The organism is Skermanella sp. TT6 (assembly GCF_016653635.2).
Classification (GTDB): domain Bacteria; phylum Pseudomonadota; class Alphaproteobacteria; order Azospirillales; family Azospirillaceae; genus Skermanella; species Skermanella cutis.
Genome location: NZ_CP067420.1, coordinates 3,401,432 through 3,422,900 on the forward strand (window position 1 = coordinate 3,401,432; position 21,469 = coordinate 3,422,900).

Annotated in this window: 19 protein-coding genes; 13 read left to right on the forward strand and 6 right to left on the reverse strand. The window is 68.1% G+C overall.

Going from position 1 to position 21,469, the window contains the following annotated elements; genetic code table 11:
- The first annotated feature begins 164 nt into the window (after nucleotides 1-164).
- The gene (locus IGS68_RS16095; protein ID WP_201071089.1) at nucleotides 165-1,979 is read left to right on the forward strand and encodes a PHA/PHB synthase family protein; all 1,815 of its coding nucleotides are present in this window, start codon (nucleotides 165-167) and stop codon (nucleotides 1,977-1,979) included.
- A 63-nt stretch (nucleotides 1,980-2,042) separates the two neighbouring features.
- On the opposite strand, the gene IGS68_RS16100 is transcribed toward IGS68_RS16095, so the two are convergent.
- The 5 genes from IGS68_RS16100 to IGS68_RS16120 all read right to left on the reverse strand — a co-directional run bounded on the left by IGS68_RS16100 (nucleotide 2,043) and on the right by IGS68_RS16120 (nucleotide 6,299).
- Nucleotides 2,043-2,561: a gamma carbonic anhydrase family protein gene (locus tag IGS68_RS16100; RefSeq protein ID WP_201071091.1), complete on the reverse strand. Its 519-nt coding sequence runs from the start codon at nucleotides 2,559-2,561 to the stop codon at nucleotides 2,043-2,045.
- A 297-nt stretch (nucleotides 2,562-2,858) separates the two neighbouring features.
- Nucleotides 2,859-3,698, reverse strand: coding sequence for a hypothetical protein (locus IGS68_RS16105; protein WP_201071094.1), 840 nt, complete (start codon nucleotides 3,696-3,698; stop codon nucleotides 2,859-2,861).
- A gap of 131 nt (nucleotides 3,699-3,829) precedes the next feature.
- Nucleotides 3,830-4,165: a YdbL family probable chaperone protein gene (locus IGS68_RS16110; RefSeq protein ID WP_201071097.1), complete on the reverse strand. Its 336-nt coding sequence runs from the start codon at nucleotides 4,163-4,165 to the stop codon at nucleotides 3,830-3,832.
- Nucleotides 4,165-4,446, reverse strand: coding sequence for a YnbE family lipoprotein (locus IGS68_RS16115; RefSeq protein WP_201071100.1), 282 nt, complete (start codon nucleotides 4,444-4,446; stop codon nucleotides 4,165-4,167). Before IGS68_RS16115 ends, IGS68_RS16110 begins: the two co-directional genes overlap by 1 nt.
- Complete coding sequence (locus IGS68_RS16120) at nucleotides 4,443-6,299, reverse strand: intermembrane phospholipid transport YdbH family protein (RefSeq protein ID WP_201071103.1); 1,857 nt, start codon at nucleotides 6,297-6,299, stop codon at nucleotides 4,443-4,445. Before IGS68_RS16120 ends, IGS68_RS16115 begins: the two co-directional genes overlap by 4 nt.
- A gap of 157 nt (nucleotides 6,300-6,456) precedes the next feature.
- On the opposite strand from IGS68_RS16120, the gene glpD reads away from it, so the two are divergent.
- The 6 genes from glpD (at nucleotide 6,457) to IGS68_RS16150 (ending at nucleotide 12,385) form a co-directional block, all read left to right on the forward strand.
- Nucleotides 6,457-7,998, forward strand: coding sequence for a glycerol-3-phosphate dehydrogenase (gene glpD, locus IGS68_RS16125; RefSeq protein ID WP_247880898.1), 1,542 nt, complete (start codon nucleotides 6,457-6,459; stop codon nucleotides 7,996-7,998).
- 122 nt (nucleotides 7,999-8,120) lie between these two features.
- Entirely contained in the window at nucleotides 8,121-8,645 is a 525-nt protein-coding gene (locus IGS68_RS16130) for a peptidylprolyl isomerase (RefSeq protein ID WP_228435479.1), read from the forward strand.
- 249 nt (nucleotides 8,646-8,894) lie between these two features.
- Nucleotides 8,895-9,941: a D-xylose ABC transporter substrate-binding protein gene (gene xylF, locus IGS68_RS16135; protein WP_247880900.1), complete on the forward strand. Its 1,047-nt coding sequence runs from the start codon at nucleotides 8,895-8,897 to the stop codon at nucleotides 9,939-9,941.
- Between the two features lie 88 nt (nucleotides 9,942-10,029).
- Entirely contained in the window at nucleotides 10,030-11,262 is a 1,233-nt protein-coding gene (locus IGS68_RS16140; protein ID WP_201071124.1) for a sugar ABC transporter permease, read from the forward strand.
- 13 nt (nucleotides 11,263-11,275) lie between these two features.
- Complete coding sequence (locus IGS68_RS16145; RefSeq protein WP_201071127.1) at nucleotides 11,276-12,055, forward strand: ATP-binding cassette domain-containing protein; 780 nt, start codon at nucleotides 11,276-11,278, stop codon at nucleotides 12,053-12,055.
- 150 nt (nucleotides 12,056-12,205) lie between these two features.
- Nucleotides 12,206-12,385, forward strand: a complete 180-nt coding sequence (locus IGS68_RS16150; protein ID WP_201071130.1) for a hypothetical protein — start codon at nucleotides 12,206-12,208, stop codon at nucleotides 12,383-12,385.
- 14 nt (nucleotides 12,386-12,399) lie between these two features.
- Here IGS68_RS16150 and IGS68_RS16155 read toward each other — a convergent pair whose 3' ends face one another.
- A complete protein-coding gene (locus tag IGS68_RS16155) occupies nucleotides 12,400-14,181 on the reverse strand; it encodes an SLC13 family permease (RefSeq protein ID WP_201071133.1) in 1,782 nt (593 codons plus the stop codon).
- 287 nt (nucleotides 14,182-14,468) lie between these two features.
- On the opposite strand from IGS68_RS16155, the gene tatA reads away from it, so the two are divergent.
- The 6 genes from tatA to IGS68_RS16185 all read left to right on the forward strand — a co-directional run bounded on the left by tatA (nucleotide 14,469) and on the right by IGS68_RS16185 (nucleotide 21,466).
- Complete coding sequence (gene tatA / locus IGS68_RS16160; protein WP_201071136.1) at nucleotides 14,469-14,681, forward strand: twin-arginine translocase TatA/TatE family subunit; 213 nt, start codon at nucleotides 14,469-14,471, stop codon at nucleotides 14,679-14,681.
- A 181-nt stretch (nucleotides 14,682-14,862) separates the two neighbouring features.
- Nucleotides 14,863-15,813: an SPOR domain-containing protein gene (locus IGS68_RS35995; protein ID WP_201071139.1), complete on the forward strand. Its 951-nt coding sequence runs from the start codon at nucleotides 14,863-14,865 to the stop codon at nucleotides 15,811-15,813.
- A 132-nt stretch (nucleotides 15,814-15,945) separates the two neighbouring features.
- A complete protein-coding gene (locus tag IGS68_RS16170) occupies nucleotides 15,946-16,314 on the forward strand; it encodes a response regulator transcription factor (protein ID WP_201071140.1) in 369 nt (122 codons plus the stop codon).
- 42 nt (nucleotides 16,315-16,356) lie between these two features.
- Complete coding sequence (locus IGS68_RS16175; protein WP_247880902.1) at nucleotides 16,357-18,441, forward strand: 3'-5' exonuclease; 2,085 nt, start codon at nucleotides 16,357-16,359, stop codon at nucleotides 18,439-18,441.
- Nucleotides 18,438-18,686 carry a hypothetical protein gene (locus IGS68_RS16180; protein ID WP_201071142.1) on the forward strand — a complete coding sequence of 83 codons (249 nt, stop codon included), beginning with the start codon at nucleotides 18,438-18,440 and terminating at the stop codon, nucleotides 18,684-18,686. Before IGS68_RS16175 ends, IGS68_RS16180 begins: the two co-directional genes overlap by 4 nt.
- Nucleotides 18,686-21,466 (forward strand): sensor histidine kinase, encoded by a 2,781-nt coding sequence (locus tag IGS68_RS16185; protein ID WP_201071144.1) that lies wholly within the window; start codon nucleotides 18,686-18,688, stop codon nucleotides 21,464-21,466. Before IGS68_RS16180 ends, IGS68_RS16185 begins: the two co-directional genes overlap by 1 nt.
- Nucleotides 21,467-21,469: the final 3 nt, after the last annotated feature.

The window sequence follows — 21,469 nt, forward strand, 5'->3', positions numbered from 1 at the left end:
AATGCGCCGGAATCATACGCCGCAGTATCACGGCGCTGAAAAAATTACGCCGATGTTGTATCAAAGTGCGCGTTCCATCAAGCCCGGCATTCCGCGTTCGGCATTTCCACAGACAGCAGCGGCCGAACGCAAGATCATTTTAGAGTCGCAGAGGACCGAAGAACATGGCCGAAACGCATGGAGCCGAAACGCAAGGCTCCGACGTGAAGTTCCCCGATCCCGTCGAACTGAGCCGGGCGATGGCCCGGATCGCCGAGCACAGCCAGCATCTGGTATCCGAGTTCCTGGCCCGGCAGGTCCATGACGGGAACCATGCCCCGTCGACCGATCCGCTGAACATCGGCCATGCCTTCATCGAGATGACCACGCGGATGATGGCCGACCCGGTCAAGCTGATGCAGGCCCAGATGTCGCTGTGGCAGGACTACATGACCCTGTGGCAGCGCACCACCCAGCGTTTCCTGGGCCAGGAAGCCGACCCGGTGATCCTGCCGGCCAAGGACGACCGCCGGTTCAAGGACAGCGCCTGGGACGAGAACACGCTGTTCGACTTCATCAAGCAGTCCTACCTGCTGACCGCCCGTTTCATGCAGTCGAGCGTCCGCGGCGTCGACGGGCTGGACGACAAGACGGCCATGAAGGTCGATTTCTACACGCGCCAGTTCGTCGACGCGATGGCGCCCAGCAACTTCGTCATGACCAACCCGGAGGTGCTGCGCGCGACCATGGAGTCCGGCGGCGAGAACCTGGTCAAGGGCCTGGAGCACCTGCTGGACGACCTGGAGCGCGGCAAGGGCCAGCTCAGCATCCGGATGACCGACTACGACGCCTTCCAGGTCGGCAGGAACATCGCCTCGACCCCGGGCAAGGTCGTCTACCAGAACGACCTGATGCAGCTGATCCAGTACAGCCCGACGACGGAGCAGGTGCTGCGCCGTCCGCTGCTGATCGTGCCGCCGTGGATCAACAAGTACTACATCCTCGACCTGCGCGCGAAAAACTCGTTCATCAAGTGGGCGGTCGACCAGGGGATCACCGTCTTCATGGTGTCCTGGGTCAACCCCGACGAGGAGCTGGCCGCCAAGAGCTTCGAGGACTACATGGTCGAGGGGCCGCTGGCCGCGCTCGACCAAATCCAGCTCGCGACCGGCGAGGCGGAAGTCAACGCCATAGGATATTGCCTGGGCGGCACCCTGCTCGCCTCCACGCTGGCCTACATGGCGGCGAAGGGCGACGAGCGGATCACCAGCGCGACCTTCTTCACGACCATGACCGACTTCTCCGAGGCCGGCGAGCTGTCCGTCTTCATCGACGAAGAGCAGCTCCAGATGCTCGAGGAGAAGATGAACGAGAAGGGCTACCTGGACGGCAGCACCATGGCGACCAGCTTCAACATGCTGCGCGCCAACGACCTGATCTGGTCCTTCGTGGTCAACAACTACCTGCTGGGCAAGGACCCGTTCCCGTTCGACCTGCTGTACTGGAACTCCGATTCCACCCGCATGCCGGCTCGGATGCACAGCTTCTACCTGCGCAACATGTACCAGAAGAACCTGCTGATCCAGCCGGGCGGCATCAGCCTCAAGGGCGAGCCGATCGACCTGCGGAAGATCAAGACGCCCGTCTTCATGCTGTCCACCCGCGAGGACCACATCGCGCCGTGGAAATCGACCTATGCCGGGACGCAGACCTTCTCCGGCCCGATCAAGTTCGTCCTGTCGGCCTCGGGCCACATCGCCGGCGTGGTCAACCCGCCCGCCGCGGAGAAATACTGCTACTGGACCAACGCCAAGCTGCCCAAGGCCCCGGACGACTGGCTGGCGACCGCCAAGCAGAACCCGGGTTCCTGGTGGCCGGAATGGCAGCGTTGGCTGTCGAAGCATGGCGGCGGCAAGGTGGCGGCGCGGGTTCCCGGCGCGGGCGGACTGCCGGCGATCGAGGATGCCCCCGGTTCCTACGTCGCGGTCAGGATCACCTGAGGAGAAGCCGGGCGGCGCGGGCGCAGCATGCGCCCCGCAGCGTCCCGGATGTCGCTGGGGCGGTCACGGCCGCCGGTAGCTGGCCGCCAGGTCGACATACTGACGGGCCGACCGCGGGAAGAAGGCGGTCTCCTCCGCCGTGACCTCGCGCATGAAGCGCGCGGGCGTTCCCGCCCAGAGCTCCCCCTTGCGGACCCGCTTGCCGGGAGTGAGCAAGGCGCCGGCGGCCACCATGCCGCCGGTCTCCACGTAGGAGCCGTCCATCAGGCAGGCCCTCATGCCGACGAAGCAGCCGCTCTCCAGGGTGCAGGCATGCAGCAGGGCCATGTGGCCGATGGTGATGTCGTCGCCGATATAGGTCCCCTGCCCCCTTGAGGCGACATGGATCACCACGCCGTCCTGGATGTTGGTGCGCGCACCGATCCGGACGACATTGACGTCGCCCCGGACCACGCAGCCGAACCAGATCCCGGACTCCTCGCCGATCTCGACGTCGCCGATCACCACCGCGGTATCCGCGATGAAGGCACTCTCGTGGATGGCAGGTGACTTGCCATGGTGCGGCATGATCAAGGCGGTCATGGTCTCTTCCCCAGTCGCGGTCGTCCGTCGAAACGGCGACACTTAGAGCGGTCCCCGATCAGGTTGAGCCGCCTGGATAGCTGATCCGATGCGTTGCGCCAGGGGCGCAACCTACGATCGCCGGCCCGCATCATCTCCGCCCTGCATCGAGCCGTAGGGTGCGCCCATGGCGCAACACGGTGCGGCGAGTGGAGCGGCCGGCTACGGGGACCGCAGCGGACCGACCTGATCGGGTACAGCTCTAGCCGTCCCGCCGGGAATAACCAAGCCCTGGATGAAGGATCACCGGTCTGCCGGTCAGCGGACGAACTGGCCGTAATGGTTCGCCATCATCTGGGACAGCATCTGCTGGCGGACCTTCGGATCCCTGCTCATCAGCGCCGCCGTGGGATCGGAGGGGGCCGACTGGCTCGCCGTCGAGACGGAGGACTTGCCGCCCTGCATCTGCGCCCTCAGCTCGTCCAGCGGACCGCTGTCGCCATTGCGGAAGGCCTTCAGGGCATCCGACGTCTGCTGCACCTTGGACAGCGCGGTCCGGGCCTTTTCCAGGGCGGCCGACCCGGCGCTCGACGCGTCGGCCGGCAGCTGGCCCGTGGTCGAATAGGCGCCGTTGACCAGTCCGGAAGCGACCTCCTTCGCCGACAGCCCGACCGTCTTCCCCTGGTAGTCGAGCACGGTCGTGTCGGACGACGAGACCTTCTTGTCCCGCACGAGCCCGACCTCGATGCCGATCGAACGCACGCTCGAAGAGAGTCCGTAATTGGTATTGACCGAGCCGACACGGATCTCGACGCCCTTCACATCCTTGGAGGATGCCGCCTTGTCGATCTGGGACGACAGGGACTTCAGCGACTCCTCCGTCGCCTGGGCGCGCTGGTCCTTGTCCTTGTAGATCCCGCCCAGCACGTCGTTCAGCTTGGTCCGCAACTGGTCACGCAAGCTGTCGGCGGTACGCGGCTTGGCCTGGTCGAACTCCAGCTTGACGGCCCCCGCGGCACCGCTGGACCGGGTCGTCGGCGACGCCTTCTCCGAAGCCACCGTGGTCGCAGCCGAAGCGTTGGTCGTGGCCGCTGTCCTGGCGGTGCTGGTCGCCCCCGTCGTCGGGTAGGCGGACAGGAAGCTGGATATCGTCACCATGGATGCAACTCCTTTCTGGAGCCCTCTCCTCCGCCGGCGGAAGGCTATCCAGGGGGCGGAAGCTCACATACCCCGAAATCGTAGCACAGGAACATGCCGCAGGGTAGGAAAACAACCGCGGCGCCATGCGCCTATTTGCGCCGCCAGTCGCCCGACGGCGTCATGACGTACTGTCCGGCGGGCGTCCGCTCGATCAGCTGGCGGCCGGCCACAGCCTGCACGCTCTCGACCGACGCCCCGTTGGTCCGGGCCACCTGGGCGTACCGGTCGAGCCGCTGGGCATTGATCCGGTCCACCAGGGCGCGGATGTCGGCGGGAACGGTTCCGGCGACGAAGCCTACCAGCCCGTCGGGCCGTTCGCCGACCAGTCCCGCCTGCTTGGCCTGGTCCAGGGGAGCCTGCGCCACCGCCGGAACCGCGGCCCCGGTCCCCAGGGCCAGCGCGGCCACGATCAACAAGCGTCTCATTACGTACCGCTCCCCTTTCTGCCGGCACCCTGTCCGCCGCTCCGCGGCGCGCTGCCGGACGGCAATCCGAAGAGTTCGGGATCGTCGGCGAATACCTGCTCCAGGTCGCGCTCGACCCTGATCCGGACTTCCTGTTCGATACGGATGTTCAGGTTGATCTCGATCGGCTTGTCGGGAGCCTCGACCTTGACCGTCGGGCTGCATGCCGCCAGCACCGGGGCGAGGCCGGCCAGCGCCGTTCCGAGAAGCAGGCGCCGGCGCGCGATCGGGATGTGCGTCATTTGTCCTGGGCCTGGAATTCCTGGATCCGGTCGCGTACCGCTTCCGGGATCCGATAGGTTGTGATGCCGCGCCGCAGGATCGTGTCGAGCGCGCCGTCGACATTAAGATTAAGCGCCACCGGATATCCATCATAGAAATCGGGATTGGACCCGCGGATCGCGAAACCGATCGCCATCTCGCCGCCCGCCGTCCCGTTCACCGCCAGTTCGATCGATTCGTACCGGAAGTCGGTCAGCGCCTGGAGCAGCATGTCGGTGCTGCTGCCGGGATCGCCCTTCAGGAAGGACGGGGGCGCCTCCGGATCGTAACGGAGGGTGCCGGGGCCCATGGTCTCCAGCTTGCCGTCCGCGACGGTGACGGAGTCCGGGCCGATCCGAACAGGGAGGCGTCCGCCCAGGGTGCCCGTGGCCGACAGCCCCTCGACCGCCGCGACCGAGAGAAGCCTCTGAAGGTCGATTCCCGTCGCTTCCAGCTCGATCGTCCGCTCCTCGCCTCCCGGCTTGAAATCCCCGGGCCCGAGATCGAACGGAAGCGCCCTCACGATCCCGCCGGCCCACTGCCATTGGGCCCGGGCGACCGAAAGCCTGTCCGCCGCGCCTCCGAAATCCACCACGGCGTTCGTCAGGGGCAGGCCGACATCCATCAGGGCGACCGACAGGATCTGCCCCGGCGGGAGGCGAATCGGGGCCAGGCTGTCCGCCGTCAGGACCGCGTTGATACCCTGCGCCGTGACGCCGCCGGCCCCGACCGCCGCGTCCTCGATCAGGATCGATGCGCTTCCCTTGCCGCTCCCCTCCCCCCAGGCGAACCGGCCGTCCATACCGAAGGTGCCGCTGGCGGTCTCGACCCAATCGCCCAGGAGGGGGAACAGGCCGGTGAGTCCCGGCCCATCGGGCGCGAACCGGACGGGCGGGATCCTCACCTCGGCCGACCCCGCCCCGGCGGCCATGTCCTGCTCGCCCGAGATGGCGATGGCGACCGCGCCGCCGGCATCCGCCAGCCGCGCATCGAAGCGTACCGTCGCCAAGGGATCCCCCTCCGCATGGCCCTTCGCCCGAAGCGGCGCCACCAGCGGCTTCGGGCGGTCATGGCGGATCGTCGCGATGGCGTAATCCGCCGTGAGGGGCCGTCCCTTCGCGGGATCGAAACTCGCCTTGCCGGACAGGCCCTCGCCGACGACGCCCTGCCGGGGAAGCGAGATCGTCCCCTGCCGCCATGCGACGTCGATGCCCGTGGGAGCCCCGGTCGCCGCCAGGGCCGCATCGACCACCATGGCGGGGGATCGTCCGGCCACCGGCACCCCCTGCACGGTCAGCCTGAGCGGCGCGGGCCTGACCGCGAACGCCAGCACCGTGCCTTCGGCCAGGCTATAGTCGAGGAAGCCCTTGCCGGGCACCGCCTCCAGGCACAGCGACTTCGGTTCGCTCACCCTCACCGGTCCGGCGGCGGCCCCGGAGGCGGTCAGCGTGACGCATCCGTCGGGGACATAGCTCCACCGCCCGTCCTCCGACCGGATCGTCCCGGCGGTACGCAAGGCCGCATCCTTCACCTCGACCCCGTCCGGCATCAGCCCGGAAAGCGGCATATCCAAGTCCAGCCGGCCGCCGATCCCCGCGGCGAAGGAATAGGCCAGCTCGATCCGGCCGATCCGCCGCTCCCGCGCCGCGTCGTTCCAGACATCGATGTCGGTGCCGGACAGGTCCATCCGCACGACGTCGACCCGAGCGTCCGGCCAGCCGGAGTCGCGGAGCATCCGCTCGCCCTGCCATTCGACCAGGGACGGCAGGCCCAGCAGCCCGGCCCCGACCACGGCGACCAGGGCCGGAAAAATCCATGTCCAGCGACGCGCCATCGCGTCCCTACCTCCCGCTCGACGATATGTTTCGCCCACGGAAGCTAGCACTCCGTCGTGGCAGAAAAAGGACATTCGGGAATGTTCGTTTGCGAAAATACAAAACGGGCATTATGTTCGTTTTCGAACATACCGAGGGGCTTTTCGGAGGATGGAGATGGATCGGCAGGATACGGCGGTGGATCTTCTGGTGATCGGCGGCGGCATCAACGGCGCGGGCATCGCGCGCGACGCGGCCGGTCGCGGACTTTCCGTGATCCTGTGCGAACAGGCCGACCTCGCCAGCGCCACCTCCTCCTCCAGCAGCAAGCTGATCCATGGCGGACTGCGCTATCTCGAACAGTACGAGTTCCGCCTGGTCCGCGAGGCCCTGGCGGAACGCGAGGTGCTCCTGCGGATCGCCCCCCACATCATCTGGCCGATGCGGTTCGTGCTGCCGCACAACCGGCTGCTCCGCCCGGCCTGGATGATCAGGCTGGGCCTGTTCCTCTACGACCATATCGGGGGACGGCGCAGCCTGCCGGGCACCAGGAGCCTGGATTTCCGGACCGACCGGGCGGAGGGCGCGCCGCTGAAGCCGGAGCTGGCCCGCGGGTTCGCCTATTCCGACTGCTGGGTCGAGGACAGCCGTCTGGTCGTGCTCAACGCCATGGATGCCCGCGCGCGCGGCGCGGAGATCCTGCCGCGCACCCGCTGCGTCGAGGCGCGGCGCGAGGGCGACCGCTGGACCGCGCGGCTGAAGGACCTGGCGACCGGCGCCGAGCGGGTGGTCACCGCGCGGATCCTGGTCAACGCCGCCGGCCCCTGGGTCGAGCGCTTCCTGCACGGGATCGCCGGCCAGAAGGGCAGCGCCCACATGCGGCTGGTCAAGGGCAGCCACATCGTGGTTCCCCGCCTGTACGAGGGCGACCACGCCTACATCCTCCAGAACACCGACCGCAGGGTGATCTTCGCGATTCCCTACGAGCACCGCTTCACGCTGATCGGCACCACCGACATCCCGTTCCAGGGTGACGCCTCGGACGTCCGGATCGATCCGGAGGAGACCGCCTACCTGTGCGCTGCGGTGAACCGCTATTTCCGGACGGAGATCGGGCCGCAGGACGTCGTCCGGAGCTATTCCGGCGTCCGCCCGCTCTATGACGACGACAGCGCCGCGAACCCGTCCACCGTCACGCGCGACTACGTCTTCGACCTGTCGGGCGATGCGGGCGAAGCGCCGCTGCTGTCGATCTACGGCGGCAAGATCACCACGTACCGGCGGCTGGCCGAGCATGCCATGGACAAGCTGGCGGGCTTCATCCCTGGCCTGGCGCCGTCCTGGACCGCGACGGCCCCGCTGCCCGGCGGCGACATGCCGGACGCGCGGTTCGACCCCTTCGCCGCCGCCTTCAAGGCCCGGCGTCCCTGGCTGCCCGCCGCGGTGGCGCAGCGGCTCTGCCGGCTCTACGGCACCATGGCCGAGGAGATCGTCGGCGCTGCCGCCTCGCTCCAGGACATGGGCGCCGATTTCGGCGGCGGCCTGTACGAGCGCGAGGCCGCCTGGCTGGTCGAGCGGGAATGGGCGCGCACCGCCGACGACATCCTGTGGCGCCGGACCAAGCTGGGCCTCCATGTCCCGGCCGAAGGCGCCGAACGCCTCGCCGACTGGCTCGCCCAACGGCTCGGCGGGTCCAAATCCCTGGCGCAGGCGAGCTGACGGCCGCCCCCGATCGGGTGTTCGCGAGGCACGGCTTTCTTCCCGCCACCGCTTCCACTATGGTCCCCGCGTCACCGACCTGCACTGTGGAAGCAACGATGCGCTGGTTGAAGACCCTAATCATGGCGACCCTGATGGGCGCCTTTCTCTGGAGTGGGGAGGCTTTTGCCTTGGATCCTGAAAACACCCTCTACCTCGACCTGAAGGATGGCCGAGTCGTGATCGAGCTGAAGCCCGATCTGGCTCCCAACCACGTCGCGCGGATCAAGGAACTGACCCGCCAAGGCTTCTACGACGGCCTCGTGTTCCATCGCGTGATCGACGGCTTCATGGCCCAGACCGGCGACCCCCGGGGCGACGGCACCGGCGGGTCCGGCCAGAAGCTGAAGGCCGAATTCTCCAACTACAAGCATGTCCGCGGCACCGTCTCCATGGCCCGGGCCCAGGATCCGAACAGCGGCGACAGCCAGTTCTACATCATGTTCGCGCCGTCGCCGCACCTGGACCGGCAGTACACGGTCTGGGGCCAGGTGGTCGAGGGCATGGAGTTCGTCGACAACATCAAGAAGGGATCGTCCATGCGCAACGGCGCGGTGACCGATCCCGACCGCATCGTCAAGATGCAGGTCGCCGCGGACGCCCAGTAGGCGCCGGCCCAGCCCTCTCCCGGCCGCGGGAGAGGGCGTCGGCCGCCACGTTTCGCCGGCGCCGCCGGTGCCCGGCGAGGCCGATTGATTTGGCCTGTGCGCCATGGCATCGTTGGACCGCGGCAGTATGTAGCGGAGCGACAATGCCGCACCGTCCGGTGGCCCGGGCGTTGTCTCGAGCAGGTTTGGAAAGATCGCCACGGTAATGCCGGGCCAACAAGAATGAACCCATGGGGGAGGCGGAACTCAATGAATGCCATCAAGCATGCGCTGATGGGCGTGGGCGCGGTGCTCGTCATGACGGCATCGACCGGGGCCTGGGCGCAGAAGGTCGTCGTCGGGGTGAGCTGGTCCAACTTCCAGGAGGAACGCTGGAAGACCGACGAGGCCGCCATCAAGGCCCGCCTGGCCGAACTGGGCGCCGACTACATCAGCGCCGACGCGCAGAGCTCGCCGTCCAAGCAGCTCTCGGACGTCGAGAGCCTGATCACCCGCGGGGCCACCGCGCTGATCGTGCTGGCCCAGGACAACAACGCCATCATGCCGGCGATTTCAAAGGCGACCGCCGAGGGCATCCCCGTGCTGGGATATGACCGCCTGATCGAGGCGCCCGGCGTGTTCTACCTGACCTTCGACAACAAGGAGGTCGGCCGCATCCAGGCCCGCGAGATCCTGAAGGTCAAGCCGCAGGGCAACTACGTCTTCATCAAGGGCAGCGCCGCCGATCCCAACGCCGACTTCCTGCATGCGGGGCAGGTCGAGGTGCTGAAGCCGTCGATCGACAAGGGCGACATCAAGGTCGTGGGCGAGCAGTACACCGACGGCTGGCTGCCCGAGAACGCGCAGCGGAACATGGAGCAGATCCTGACCGCCAACAACAACAAGGTGGACGCGGTCGTCGCCTCCAACGACGGAACGGCCGGCGGCGCCATCGCGGCGCTCTCCGCCCAGGGACTGCAGGGCATCCCCGTGTCCGGCCAGGACGCCGACCAGGCGGCGCTGAACCGGGTGGCCCGCGGCCTGCAGACCGTCAGCGTCTGGAAGGACTCGCGCGAGCTCGGCAAGACCGCGGCCGATATCGCCGTCGAACTGGCCAAGGGCACCGAGGCGTCGCAGATCAAGGGTGCCACCAAGTGGAACCAGGGCGCCAAGGGCGTCGAGCTGGACGCGATCTTCCTGACCCCGATCCCGATCACCCAGGAGAACCTCAACCTGGTGATCGATGCCGGCTGGGTGACCAAGGCCGTGGCCTGCCAGGGTGTCGACAAGGCCAACGCTCCCAAGGCCTGCATGTGAGCCGTCGCCTCCCGAATCGTTGAACGGCGATCGCGGGCCGCCGGGCTTCATCCGGCGGTCCGCGATTTTCGCATGAGGGTACCTGACAATGACGACTGTCGTTGAAACGCCCGGCACGGCGCGACCGCAGGGCGCCCGCAACCTGATCGCCGCCCTGGAGATCGACACCAGGCTGCTGGCCATGGCGGCGGCCCTGGCGGTGATCTGGGTCGGGCTCGACATCATGACGGGCGGCATCTTCCTGACGGCGCGCAACCTGTGGAACCTGTCGGTCCAGACCAGCGTCGTCGGCATCATGGCGACCGGCATGGTCCTGGTGATCGTCGCCCGCCACATCGACCTGTCGGTGGGCTCCGTCCTGGGCTTCGTCGGCATGGTCATGGCCGTCCTTCAGGTCGAGGTGCTGCCGATCGGTACCTCCTGGGCCTGGGTGGTTTCCCTGGTCGCCGGCCTCGCCATGGGCGCCCTGATCGGCGCCTTCCAGGGCTGGTGGGTGGCCTACCGGGCCGTCCCCGCCTTCATCGTCACGCTGGGCGGGCTGCTGATCTTCCGCGGCCTCGCCTGGTGGATCACGGAGGGCCGGACCGTCGCGCCCATGGACCCGACCTTCCAGCTCCTGGGCGGCGGTCTGGACGGCTCGATCGGCGCCTTCTGGAGCTGGGTGGTCGGCGGGTTGTTCATCGCCGCCGTCCTGTTCAAGACGGTCCGCACGCGCCAGCGGCGCAACCGGTTCAACTTCCCGGTCCGCCCGCTCTGGGCCGAGGCGCTGATCCTCGCGGTCTCCATCGGCCTGATCGTGGCGTTCGTCATGGTCATGAACTCCTACTATCGGCCGCGCACCCAGGTGCCGCAGGGCATCCCGATCCCCGTGCTGATCCTGATCGTCGTGGCGGTCGCCATGTCGGCGCTGACCAAGGTCACCAAGTTCGGCCGCTACGTCTTCGCCATCGGCGGCAATCCGGAGGCCGCCGAACTGGGCGGCATCAACGTGCGCAAGGTCACGGTGATGATCTTCGTGCTGATGGGCGTGCTGGCCGCCATCGCCGGCGCGATCCAGACCGCGCGGCTGAACGCCGGCCTCAACTCCACCGGGTCGCTGCTGGAGCTGTCCGTCATCGCCGCGGCGGTGATCGGCGGGACGTCGCTGGCCGGCGGCGTCGGCACCATCGCCGGCGCGATCCTGGGCGCCCTGATCATGCAGAGCCTGCAGAGCGGAATGATCCTGCTGGACATCGCGACGCCGATGCAGCCGGTCGTGATCGGCCTGGTGCTGATCGTCGCCGTCTGGCTCGACACCGTCTACCAGAAACGCCGCCGCTAGGAGGGCCCGAGAGATGACAGGAACCGTTCCGCTGGTGGAAATGCGCGACATCTCCATCCAGTTCGGCGGCATCAAGGCGGTCGACGGCGTGACCGTGGACCTCTATCCCGGCGAGGTGGTCGGGCTGCTGGGCCACAACGGCGCCGGCAAGTCGACCCTGATCAAGATCCTGTCCGGCGCCTACCAGGCGAACTCCGGCCAGATCCTGATCAACGGCCAGCCGGTTGAGATCCGCAGCCCGCGCGACGCCAAGGCGCTCGGCATCGAGACGATCTACCAGACGCTGGCGCTGGCCGACAATATCGACGCTCCCGGCAACCTGTTCCTGGGGCGGGAGCTGATGACCCCCTGGGGAACGCTGGACGACGACGCCATGGAGCGCGCGACCCGCGACGTGATGGGCAGGCTCAACCCCAACTTCCGCAAGATCAAAGAGCCGGTGAAGAACCTGTCCGGCGGCCAGCGCCAGTCGGTGGCGATCGCCCGCGCCCTGCACTTCAACGCCAAGATCCTGATCATGGACGAGCCGACGGCGGCGCTGGGACCGCAGGAGACCCAGCAGGTGGCGGAACTGATCAAGCAGCTGAAGAAGGAAGGCATCGGCATCTTCCTGATCAGCCACGATCTGCACGATGTCTTCGACCTCTCGGACCGGGTCAGCGTCATGAAGAACGGCAAGCTGGTCGGCACCTGCCACACCTCCGACGTCACCAAGGACGAGGTCCTCGGCATGATCATCCTGGGCAAGCTTCCCGGCCAGCAGACGGCTCAGGAACTGGAAGGCATGCACTGAGACCGCGGATTCGGATCGTCAAGGGATCCCTTGACGTATCGTCAAAAGCTTTTTGCTATTACTTTCCAATGGCCGACAATATCCTGTGTACAGAATAATCAGGCGGTCCGGAACCCTGCCGGACCGCCGCCACCGACCGGGGTATGTGCCATGAACCACCACCTGCAGCCCGCCAGCATCAACTCCGCCATCCGGAACGCGCGTCTCCTCTGCTACGAGGCCGGACCGCAGCCGAGTTTCGACAAGCCCACCTTCCAGATGGCGATGGACATGGCCTACCGGCTCGACGACCTGCTGTGCGGGTCCAAGATGCCGCGCTTCGCCGACTGAGCCGGCCCCACGGGTCAGAACGGCCAGAACAGCGGGATCAGGAAGGTCGCGACGATCCAGAACAGAAGGTTGAGCGGCAGCCCGACCTTGACGAAGTCCATGTACTTGTATCCCCCCGCGCCATAGACGAACGTGTTCGTCTGGTAGCCGATCGGCGTCGCGAAGCTCGCCGAGGCGCCGAACATCACGGCGACCACGAAGGGCCTGGGATCGACGCCGAGCTGCTGCGCGATGCCGATGGCGATCGGCGTCAGCAGCACGGCCACGGCATTGTTGCTGACGATCTCCGTCAGGGCGGACGCCAGGAGATAGACCAGCGACAGCATGATCAGCGGCTCGTTGCGGCCGACCGCGTCGACCACGGCTCCCGCCACCAGCTCGACCGCCCCGGTCTTCTCCATGGCGGCTCCGAGGGTCAGCATGCCCAGGATCAGGAACAGGATCCGCCATTCGATCGATCGATAGGCCTCGTCGCGGTCGAGGCAGCCGGTCAGCACGACGCCCACCGCCGCGATCAGCGCGAGCCCGGCGATCGGCATGATATCCAGGGCTGCCAGGACCACCACGGCCAGGACCGCGCCGATCGCGATCGGCGCCTTGGCACGGCGCATCGGGTTATGGACCGGCTCCGTCAGGTTGATGAGGTCGCCCGAGTCGACCAGCCGCCGGACCCCCTCCTCCGGACCTTCCAGGATCACCATGTCGCCGACCTCGAGGCGGACCTCCTCGAACTTCTCCCGAAGATTGATGCCCTGCCGGTGTACGGCAATCATGTAAAGCCCGTACCGCCGCCGCAGGTTGAACTCGGCCAACCTGTGATCGACGAAGCCCGATCGCGGACCGATGATGCCTTCGACGACGCGGGTGCTCCGGGTGGACATCTCCTGAAGGTCGACCTGCGGATCGAAGGCGAAGCCGGCATGCTCCCGCAGGCCCATCACGCCTTCCATCCCGCTCTTCATCAGGATGCGGTCGCCCGCACGCAGCACGACGGTATCCAGTTCCCGGCGCAGCGACTCGTCCTGCCGCACCACGTCGATGACCCGCGCGCTGGCGAGGTTGACGAGCTTGGCCTCCTTGAGGGTCATGCCCGTGACCGGGCTGCCCGGCGGAACCACCACCTCGGTCAGGTATTGCCGCTGCGGCTGGTTCGACAGCAATTCGCCCGTGGTCTCCCGCTCCGGCAGCAGGCGGTACCCGACCAGCGCCAGGTAGGTGATGCCGATCAGGGCCATGATCACGCCGAACCCGGTGATCTCGAAGATGCCGAAGGCTTCCATGCCCATGCGCTGGGCGACGCCGTCCACCAGCAGGTTGGTCGATGTCCCGATCAGGGTGCATGTGCCGCCGAAGATCGCGGCGAAGGACAGCGGGATCAGCAGCTTGCTGGGCGCCATCCCGAGATGGAGGCAGAGCCGCACCGCGACCGGCGTCAGGATCACCACCACGGGCGTGTTGTTGATGAAGGCCGACGTGACCACGGCCAGCCCGACCAGGATCAGGAAGGCCAGCATCCTGTCGCGCCTCACCACCCGCATGGCGGCGTTGCCCATCGCCTCCACGACGCCGGTCCGCTCCAGCGCGGCGCTCAGAACGAACATCGCGGCCACCGTCGCGACGGCGCTGTTGCTGAAGACGGACAGCACCTCGCCGGTATCCAGGACGCCGGTCAGGAGCAGGATGGCCGCCGTAGACAGGGCCACGATGTCCGGCGGCACCCACTCGCGGACGAATGCGACGAATACGCCGACCAGCAGCGTGAAGACCACGATGGTCTGGAAATCGAGGGCGGACATCGGACTCCGGATATGGCGCGGGGCCGGCCGCGGAATGCGGACTTCAATGGCGCACGCTTCGCTATCACCAGCCGTCGCGCCCGACAAGCCGCAAATAAAGCTTATAAAGCTAATGCTGTCATGTCGCGACCGGAGCATCTATACTGAACATCGGATCATGCTTGGGGACGGCGGACGGGTTGCAAGCGGATGGCCCGCCCCCTATCCTTCAAGCGCGGCTAGCGATCAGCGGCAAGCCGTTCAACCGGGAACTGCCGGCACGGCGGGGCCTCACTGGAGACAAGACTATGGGTTCCTTCAGCCTCTTCCATTGGATCGTCGTCCTGGCAGCCGTCATGCTGCTGTTCGGCACCAAGCGGATTCCCCAGGCGATGGGCGACATCGCCCGCGGCATGAAGCAGTTCCGGAGCGGCCTTCGGGAAGACGAAGCCCCGGAAGTCCAGGCGGCCCCCGCCGGCCGGCCGGCCGAGTTGCCCCGCGATACCGTCTCGCGCACCTGACCGGGACGCCCCGCAGGATCGTTCCGGACCGTGGAGGACCCACCGCGCGGCCCGTGCGGTGGGTCCTCCGCATTTTGATTTACGGGGTATTAAGACCTCTGGGCGCCTATTCGACCGAAGCACAGGATAATGGACGGAGTTTGCCCGGACGGTGCGACGCGCCCGGGCCGGATAGCGCTCGATGAACTTCAAATCCACCGCCATGGCCGTGGGGCTGGTGCTGACCTTCGCGGCAGGAGCCTGGGTCAGCACGGTGATGCTTGCGCCGCCGCCGCGCACCACCACCGTGACCGTCGAGCCTTCGGCAGAGCCGCCCAGGCCCGCCGTTCCCGTTTCTCCACCCTCCCCGCCGGCGAGCCCTCCCCCGCAGGTCGCCGCCGACCCGCCGCCCACGTCCATCCTTCCGCCGATGCCGCCGCCGGCGCCGATGGTCACGGAACAGGCACCGGAACCGGCGCAGGACGCGCCGCCGCCGGCCGCCCAGGAAGCCGCGCACGCTCCCCCGCCGCCCGCCGAAAGCGCGCCGGAGCCGCAGGCGCCCGAGCCGCCCCCGCCAGCCGCGATGACGGCTGAAGCAGTTCCGGAAGCGCCGCCGCCGCCCCTTGAGCCGCCTCCCGCGGAGCCGCCTCCCGCCGAGGCGGCCGCGGTGGAGACGCCGCCGCCTCCCCCGGTGGCGGAGCCGGTGCCGGCGCCCGGGCCGCCGCCCGAGGCGGTGACCGGAACGCCGCCGGAGAAATCGGAAGCTCCCGCCGGGCCGGCCATCGATCCGGCGCTCGCGGCGCTCAGCGACCTGGTGTCGAGGCCGCGCGACGCCGCTCCCGCGCCCGTGGTGCCTCCGCCCCTGCCGGTGCCCGAGCGGTCCGCGCGGGAACGGCCGCCGGAACCCGTCCCCAACCGCTACTACACGGTCCAGGTCGGCAGCTTCCAGGACCCGGCCAACGCCGCCAGCCTCGCGCGCGAGCTTTCGGGGAAGGGCTGGGACGCCTTCGTCTCGGACTGGACCAACGGCGCGGGCAAGACCTGGAAGGTGGTCCGGGTCGGCCGCTACGGCACCGAGAAGGAAGCCGCCGACGCCTCCACCGAACTCCGGAGTGCGGCAAATCTTCGCGGTAATGTCATCCGCGTCCGCTGAATCACAATTTCCTTATAGTCGCTGTTGATCGGATGGAAGCCCTCTGGGTACATTGGGCTCCACTGGTGTTGACCATAACTAATAATAATACGACCCCGGCCGCGGGGTTGGGCGCCGGAGGAAATGCCGTCCATGAGCCAATCCATCCTGATCGCCGACGACGAGCCGAGCATCCTGCTCTCGCTCAAATTCCTGCTTCAGAAAGCCGGCTTCGAGGTCCGCCTCGCCAAGAACGGCGAGGAGGTCATCCAGGCGCTGGAGCAATCGGTCCCGGACCTGATCCTGCTCGACGCCATGATGCCCAAGCGCGACGGCTTCGACGTCTGCCAGACCATACGGGCCAACCCCGACTGGCAGCGGCTGCCCGTGATCATGCTGACCGCCAAGAGCCGCGACGTGGAACGGCAGAAGGGCATGGCGCTCGGGGCGACCGACTACGTCACCAAGCCCTTCTCCACCCGCGACCTGGTCGAAACGGTGCGCAAGCACCTCGCCGCCTGACATCGGCACGGGAGCCTGCAATCCATGGACGGACGCCGCAGAATGGCCCTCCTGTTCGCGTCGGTCGGTGCGGTCGCCGCCGTCCTGATGATCCTGCTGCCGGCAACGCTCGCCGACGGCGACGGGGCCGGCAATCCGCTGGCGACCCAGGCCCTCGGCGGGGCCGCGGTCGCCGTGGCCGCCGTGTTCGCCCTGTGGCGGATCGTCGACGGAAGCATCCTGCGGTCCCTGGTGGCGCTGGCCGGGGAGGCCCGCGTGGTCGGCCACGGCACCGTGGCGGCCCGGGTCCCGCCGGAGCGGTACGCGGCACTTTCCCCCCTGCCCCAGGCGATCAACGAGCTGGGCGAGAAGCTGGCCGCCGCCCGCTCCGACATCGACGAGGCGGTCGCCTCCTCCACCGCCGTCGTTCAGGAACAGAAGAGCCGGCTGTCCACCCTGCTGCGCGACCTGCACGAGGGCGTCCTGGTCTGCAACCAGCAGCACCAGATCCTTCTCTACAACCAGGCGGCGCTGACGCTGCTCCATCTGACCGCCGACCTGGGGCTCGGCCGCAACCTGCTCCAGGTGGTGACCCGGGCGCCGGTCCTCCACACGCTGGAGCGGCTGACCCTGCGCGTAAAGGACGGGCGTCACCATACCCACGCGATGGGCGTCACGGCCGAGTTCGTCGCCGCCACCACCGACGGGCGCTACCTGCTCCAGGGACGCATGAGCCTGATCCTCCAGGAGGAGGACGTCATAACCGGCTATGTGGTCACCTTCGACGACGTCACGGCCGAACTGGCGGCGCTCGGCAAGCGCGACGCGGTGCTCCGGGCCGCGACGGAAGGGTTCCGGCCGCCGGTCGCCAACCTGCTGGCCGCGGCCGAGACCCTGTCCGACAACCCCGACCTGGACCGCGATTCGCGCAGGGCCTTCGAGCAGGTGATCCTGGAGGAATGCGCGGCCCTGTCCGGCCGCCTGGAGAGCGTCACCGCCGATTACCGCAGCATCATCACCGGCGCCTGGCCGATGAGCGACATCCACTCCGGCAACCTGATCAACCTGGTCATCGCCCGGGTCGCCGCCGCCGGCGGACCGGCCATCACCTTGACCGGCCTGCCGCAGTGGCTGCACGGCGACAGCTACAGCCTCGTCGTGCTGCTGGACCATCTGGTGGGGCGGCTGGGCGAAGTCACAGGCGCCCGGAACTTCGACCTGTCGGCGGAAACCGGGGGCTCGTGGGTCTTCGTCGACATCTCGTGGAGCGGCACGCCGGTCGCCTCCTCCGTCGTGGACGGCTGGATGGAGCAGGCCCTGCCCGACGCCCTGGGCGGCCTGACCGTCACCGACGTCCTGCAGCATCACCGGAGCGAGTTGTGGTGCGACGCGCCCCGGCCGGGACAGGCGCGCATGCGGGTGCCGCTGCCGCCGACGGAGCAGCTCCACGGCCATGCCGACCGGGCGCCGCCCTCCGCCCGGCCGGAATTCTTCGACTTCTCCCTGCTGCACCAGCCGATCGCCACGGCCGAACTGGGCCGGACGCCGCTCGACAAGCTTACCTTCGTCGTTTTCGATACCGAAACGACCGGCCTGCGCCCGTCGGACGGCGACGAGATCATCCAGATCGCCGGGGTCCGGATCGTCAACGGGCGCATCCTGACCGGCGAGACCTTCAGCCAGCTGGTCGATCCCGGCCGGTCGATCCCGCCGGAGACGATCCAGTTCCACGGCGTCACCGACGACATGGTGCGCGGCAAGCCGAAGGCCTCGGTCGTGCTGCCGCAGTTCCACCTGTTCGTGTCGGGCGCCGTGCTGGTCGCGCACAACGCCGCCTTCGACCTCAAGTTCCTCAAGATGAAGGAGAAGGTCAGCGGAGTTCGGTTCGACCATCCGGTGCTCGACACCATGCTGCTGTCGCGCCAGCTCCAGGGGCCGGACGCCGACCATACGCTGGACGGGATCGCCAGGCGGCTGGGCATCCAGGTGGTCGACCGCCACACCGCGCTGGGCGACAGCCTGCTGACCGCGGCGATCTTCCTGCGGTTCGTCGACATGCTGCGGGAGCAGAACGTCATCACGCTGGATGACGCGATCCGCAGCGCCAACATGCTGGTCGAACTGCATGCCCGGGAGCGGGCGTTTTGACCGCCCGGCGCGACAGGGCGCCGCCTGGGGGATCTCCGGGATCTCCCTCGCGTGAACGCCTCGTCGCGCTGTTCCTGCTGGCCCTGGTGCTGTTCAACCCGCCGCTTCTGAAGGCTTTCGGCGCTCCGGGCACCCTGTTCGGGTGGCCGGCTCTGCTGGTCTACATCTTCGGCGCCTGGGCCGCGGTGATCATCCTGCTCGGCTTGGCGATGGAGCGCCGGCAGCGCGCCGAGGACGACCGGTGATGCCGGCCTGGGCAATCGCCGTCGCCTCCTTCTCCTACCTGTTCCTGCTGTTCGCCATCGCCTGGGCGGCCGACCGCCGGGCCGACCGGGGCCGCAGCGTCATCGCGACCCCCTATGTGTATGCCCTGTCCCTCGGCGTCTTCTGCACCACCTGGACCTTCTACGGCAGCGTCGGGCGGGCGGCGACGCTCGGCATCGGGTTCCTGCCGGTCTATCTCGGGCCGACGCTGGTCATGGTGCTGGGATATCTCCTGGTCGCCAAGATCCTGCGGATCGCGCGAAAGCAGCGCAGCACCTCGATCGCCGACTTCATCGCGTCCCGCTACGGCAAGAGCCATCTGCTCGGCGGGCTGGTCGCCGCCGTCGCGATCGTCGGGATCACGCCCTACATAGCCCTCCAGCTCAAGGCGGTGTCGGTCAGCTTCGACGTGCTGGCCGGAACCGATCCGTCGGGATTCGGGACGGGGCCGCAGGCGGCGCTGCTCGCGGACAAGGCGTTCTACGTGGCCCTGCTGATGGCCGCCTTCGCCATCGTGTTCGGCACCCGCAGCATCGACGCGACAGAGCACCACCAGGGCATGGTGGCGGCGGTGGCGTTCGAGAGCGTGGTCAAGCTGCTCTCCTTCCTGGCGGTCGGCATCATGGTCGTGTGGGGCCTGCATGACGGCTTCGCCGACCTGTTCGACCGGGCCGCCGCCGACCCCAGGACCGCCCGCCTGCTGACCGTGGATCCGGCCCTGGCGGACGGCAGCTGGATCACGGTCACGCTGCTCTCCATGGCGGCGATCATCTGCCTGCCGCGGCAGTTCCAGGTCACGGTGGTGGAGAACATGCGGGAGTCGCACCTGCGCCGCGCGGTCTGGCTGTTCCCGCTCTACCTGCTGCTGATCAACCTGTTCGTGCTGCCGGTAGCGGTCGCCGGCCTGATGCTGTTCCCCGGCGGCACGGTCGATCCCGACATGTTCGTCCTGGCCGTGCCGCTGTCGGAAGGCTGGCGCGCCCTGGCCCTGTTCGCCTTCCTGGGCGGCCTGTCGGCGGCCACCGGCATGATCATCGTCGAGACGGTGGCGCTGAGCACCATGGTGTCCAACGACCTCGTCATCCCGGCGCTGCTCAACCTGCGCCTCCTGAAGCTTGACCGCCATCCGGACCTGACGCGCCTGCTGCTGGCGATCCGGCGGGTCGCCATCCTGACGATCCTGCTGCTGGGATACGCCTATTTCCGGTTCGCCGGCAGCGCCTACGCGCTGGGGGCCATCGGGCTGATCTCCTTCACCGCCGTCGCCCAGTTCGCCCCGGCGCTGATCGGCGGCATCTTCTGGAGCCGGGCTACCCGCCGCGGCGCCATCGCCGGGCTGATCGCCGGCATCGCCGCCTGGACCTACACGCTGCTGCTGCCCTCCTTCGCGCGGTCGGGCTGGCTGGACCCTGGCTTCCTGACCGATGGCCCCGCCGGCATCGCCCTGCTGCGACCCTACGCGCTGCTCGGCCTGGAGGGGCTGGACCCCCTGTCGCACGCGCTGTTCTGGAGCATGCTGGCCAACCTGGGGCTCTATGTCGGCGTGTCGCTGTTCGACCGGCCCAGCGTCGGGGAACGGGTCCAGGCCCACGCCTTCGTCGACGTGTTCCGCCAGACCGACCGCTCGATCGAGGGCGGCACCTGGAGGGGCAGCACCACGATCGGCGACCTGATCGCCCTGGTCGGGCGGTTCCTCGGGCCGCAACGCGCCGAGCAGGCCTTCGCCGGCTTCGCCCGGGGCCGCAACATCGACCTGCGCCGCGACCGGCAGGCGACCGCCGAACTGGTCCGGTTCGGGGAGCGGCTGATGGCCGGCGCGGTCGGCGCGGCGTCCGCCCGCGTGGCCCTGGCCTCCGCGGTCAAGGGCGGCGAAGTCACCATGGCCGAGTTGCTGCGCATGCTGGACGAGACCAGCCAAGTGCTGGAATACAGCCGGCAGCTCGAGCAGAAGTCGGCCGAGCTGGAACGCACCTCCGCGGCGCTCCGGGCCGCCAACGAGAAGCTGCTGGAGTTGGACCGGCTCAAGGACGACTTCCTGTCCACCGTCACGCACGAGCTGCGGACGCCGCTGACCTCCGTCCGCGCCTTCGCCGAGATCCTGCACGATAATCCCGACATCGACCGCGACCAGTCGCGGGAGTTCCTGGGCGTGATCATCCGGGAGAGCGAACGGCTGACCCGGCTGATCAACCAGGTGCTCGACATGGCCAAGATCGAGGCCGGCGAGATCGACTGGACGATCGGCCCGGTCGATCTGGCCGCGATCATGCGCGACACGGCGGCCACCACCGCCCAGGTGTTCAAGGACAAGGACGTGGTGCTGGAGCAGCGCATTCCGGCCGACGTGCCGCCGGTCCGGGGAGACCACGACCGCCTGACGCAAGTCGCCATGAACCTGCTGTCCAACGCCGCCAAGTTCACCCCGTCCGGAACCGGCCGGGTCGTGGTCAGCGTCGAGCCGGCCGCGGAGGGGGTGCGCGTCTCCGTCGCCGACAACGGGCCGGGGATCGCGCCCGGCGACGCGGGGATCGTCTTCGACAAGTTCCGTCAGGTCGGCAACACCATGACCGACAAGCCGCAGGGCACCGGCCTGGGCCTTGCCATCTGCAAACGCATCGTCGAACATCTGGGGGGTCGCATCTGGTTGGAAACCGCGCCGGGCGAAGGTGCAACCTTCACCTTCCTTATCCCTTACCAGAGCGCTTCATCAACCACTTCTCCCCCGGGCGCCGAGACGGTGGCGACCGCAGCCGACGATTGACGG

Excerpts from the sequence above, each read along its gene's own strand:
- IGS68_RS16140 (WP_201071124.1), top strand. The coding sequence starts at position 10,030 with ATGACGACTGTCGTTGAAACGCCCGGCACGGCGCGACCGCAGGGCGCC.
- IGS68_RS16150 (WP_201071130.1), top strand. The coding sequence starts at position 12,206 with ATGAACCACCACCTGCAGCCCGCCAGCATCAACTCCGCCATCCGGAAC.
- IGS68_RS16100 (WP_201071091.1), bottom strand. The coding sequence starts at position 2,561 with ATGACCGCCTTGATCATGCCGCACCATGGCAAGTCACCTGCCATCCAC.
- glpD (WP_247880898.1), top strand. The coding sequence starts at position 6,457 with ATGGATCGGCAGGATACGGCGGTGGATCTTCTGGTGATCGGCGGCGGC.
- IGS68_RS16185 (WP_201071144.1), top strand. The coding sequence starts at position 18,686 with ATGCCGGCCTGGGCAATCGCCGTCGCCTCCTTCTCCTACCTGTTCCTG.
- IGS68_RS16120 (WP_201071103.1), bottom strand. The coding sequence starts at position 6,299 with ATGGCGCGTCGCTGGACATGGATTTTTCCGGCCCTGGTCGCCGTGGTC.
- IGS68_RS16170 (WP_201071140.1), top strand. The coding sequence starts at position 15,946 with ATGAGCCAATCCATCCTGATCGCCGACGACGAGCCGAGCATCCTGCTC.
- IGS68_RS16130 (WP_228435479.1), top strand. The coding sequence starts at position 8,121 with ATGGCGACCCTGATGGGCGCCTTTCTCTGGAGTGGGGAGGCTTTTGCC.
- IGS68_RS16105 (WP_201071094.1), bottom strand. The coding sequence starts at position 3,698 with ATGGTGACGATATCCAGCTTCCTGTCCGCCTACCCGACGACGGGGGCG.
- IGS68_RS35995 (WP_201071139.1), top strand. The coding sequence starts at position 14,863 with ATGAACTTCAAATCCACCGCCATGGCCGTGGGGCTGGTGCTGACCTTC.
- IGS68_RS16110 (WP_201071097.1), bottom strand. The coding sequence starts at position 4,165 with ATGAGACGCTTGTTGATCGTGGCCGCGCTGGCCCTGGGGACCGGGGCC.
- tatA (WP_201071136.1), top strand. The coding sequence starts at position 14,469 with ATGGGTTCCTTCAGCCTCTTCCATTGGATCGTCGTCCTGGCAGCCGTC.
- xylF (WP_247880900.1), top strand. The coding sequence starts at position 8,895 with ATGAATGCCATCAAGCATGCGCTGATGGGCGTGGGCGCGGTGCTCGTC.
- IGS68_RS16115 (WP_201071100.1), bottom strand. The coding sequence starts at position 4,446 with ATGACGCACATCCCGATCGCGCGCCGGCGCCTGCTTCTCGGAACGGCG.
- IGS68_RS16155 (WP_201071133.1), bottom strand. The coding sequence starts at position 14,181 with ATGTCCGCCCTCGATTTCCAGACCATCGTGGTCTTCACGCTGCTGGTC.
- IGS68_RS16175 (WP_247880902.1), top strand. The coding sequence starts at position 16,357 with ATGGCCCTCCTGTTCGCGTCGGTCGGTGCGGTCGCCGCCGTCCTGATG.
- IGS68_RS16095 (WP_201071089.1), top strand. The coding sequence starts at position 165 with ATGGCCGAAACGCATGGAGCCGAAACGCAAGGCTCCGACGTGAAGTTC.
- IGS68_RS16145 (WP_201071127.1), top strand. The coding sequence starts at position 11,276 with ATGACAGGAACCGTTCCGCTGGTGGAAATGCGCGACATCTCCATCCAG.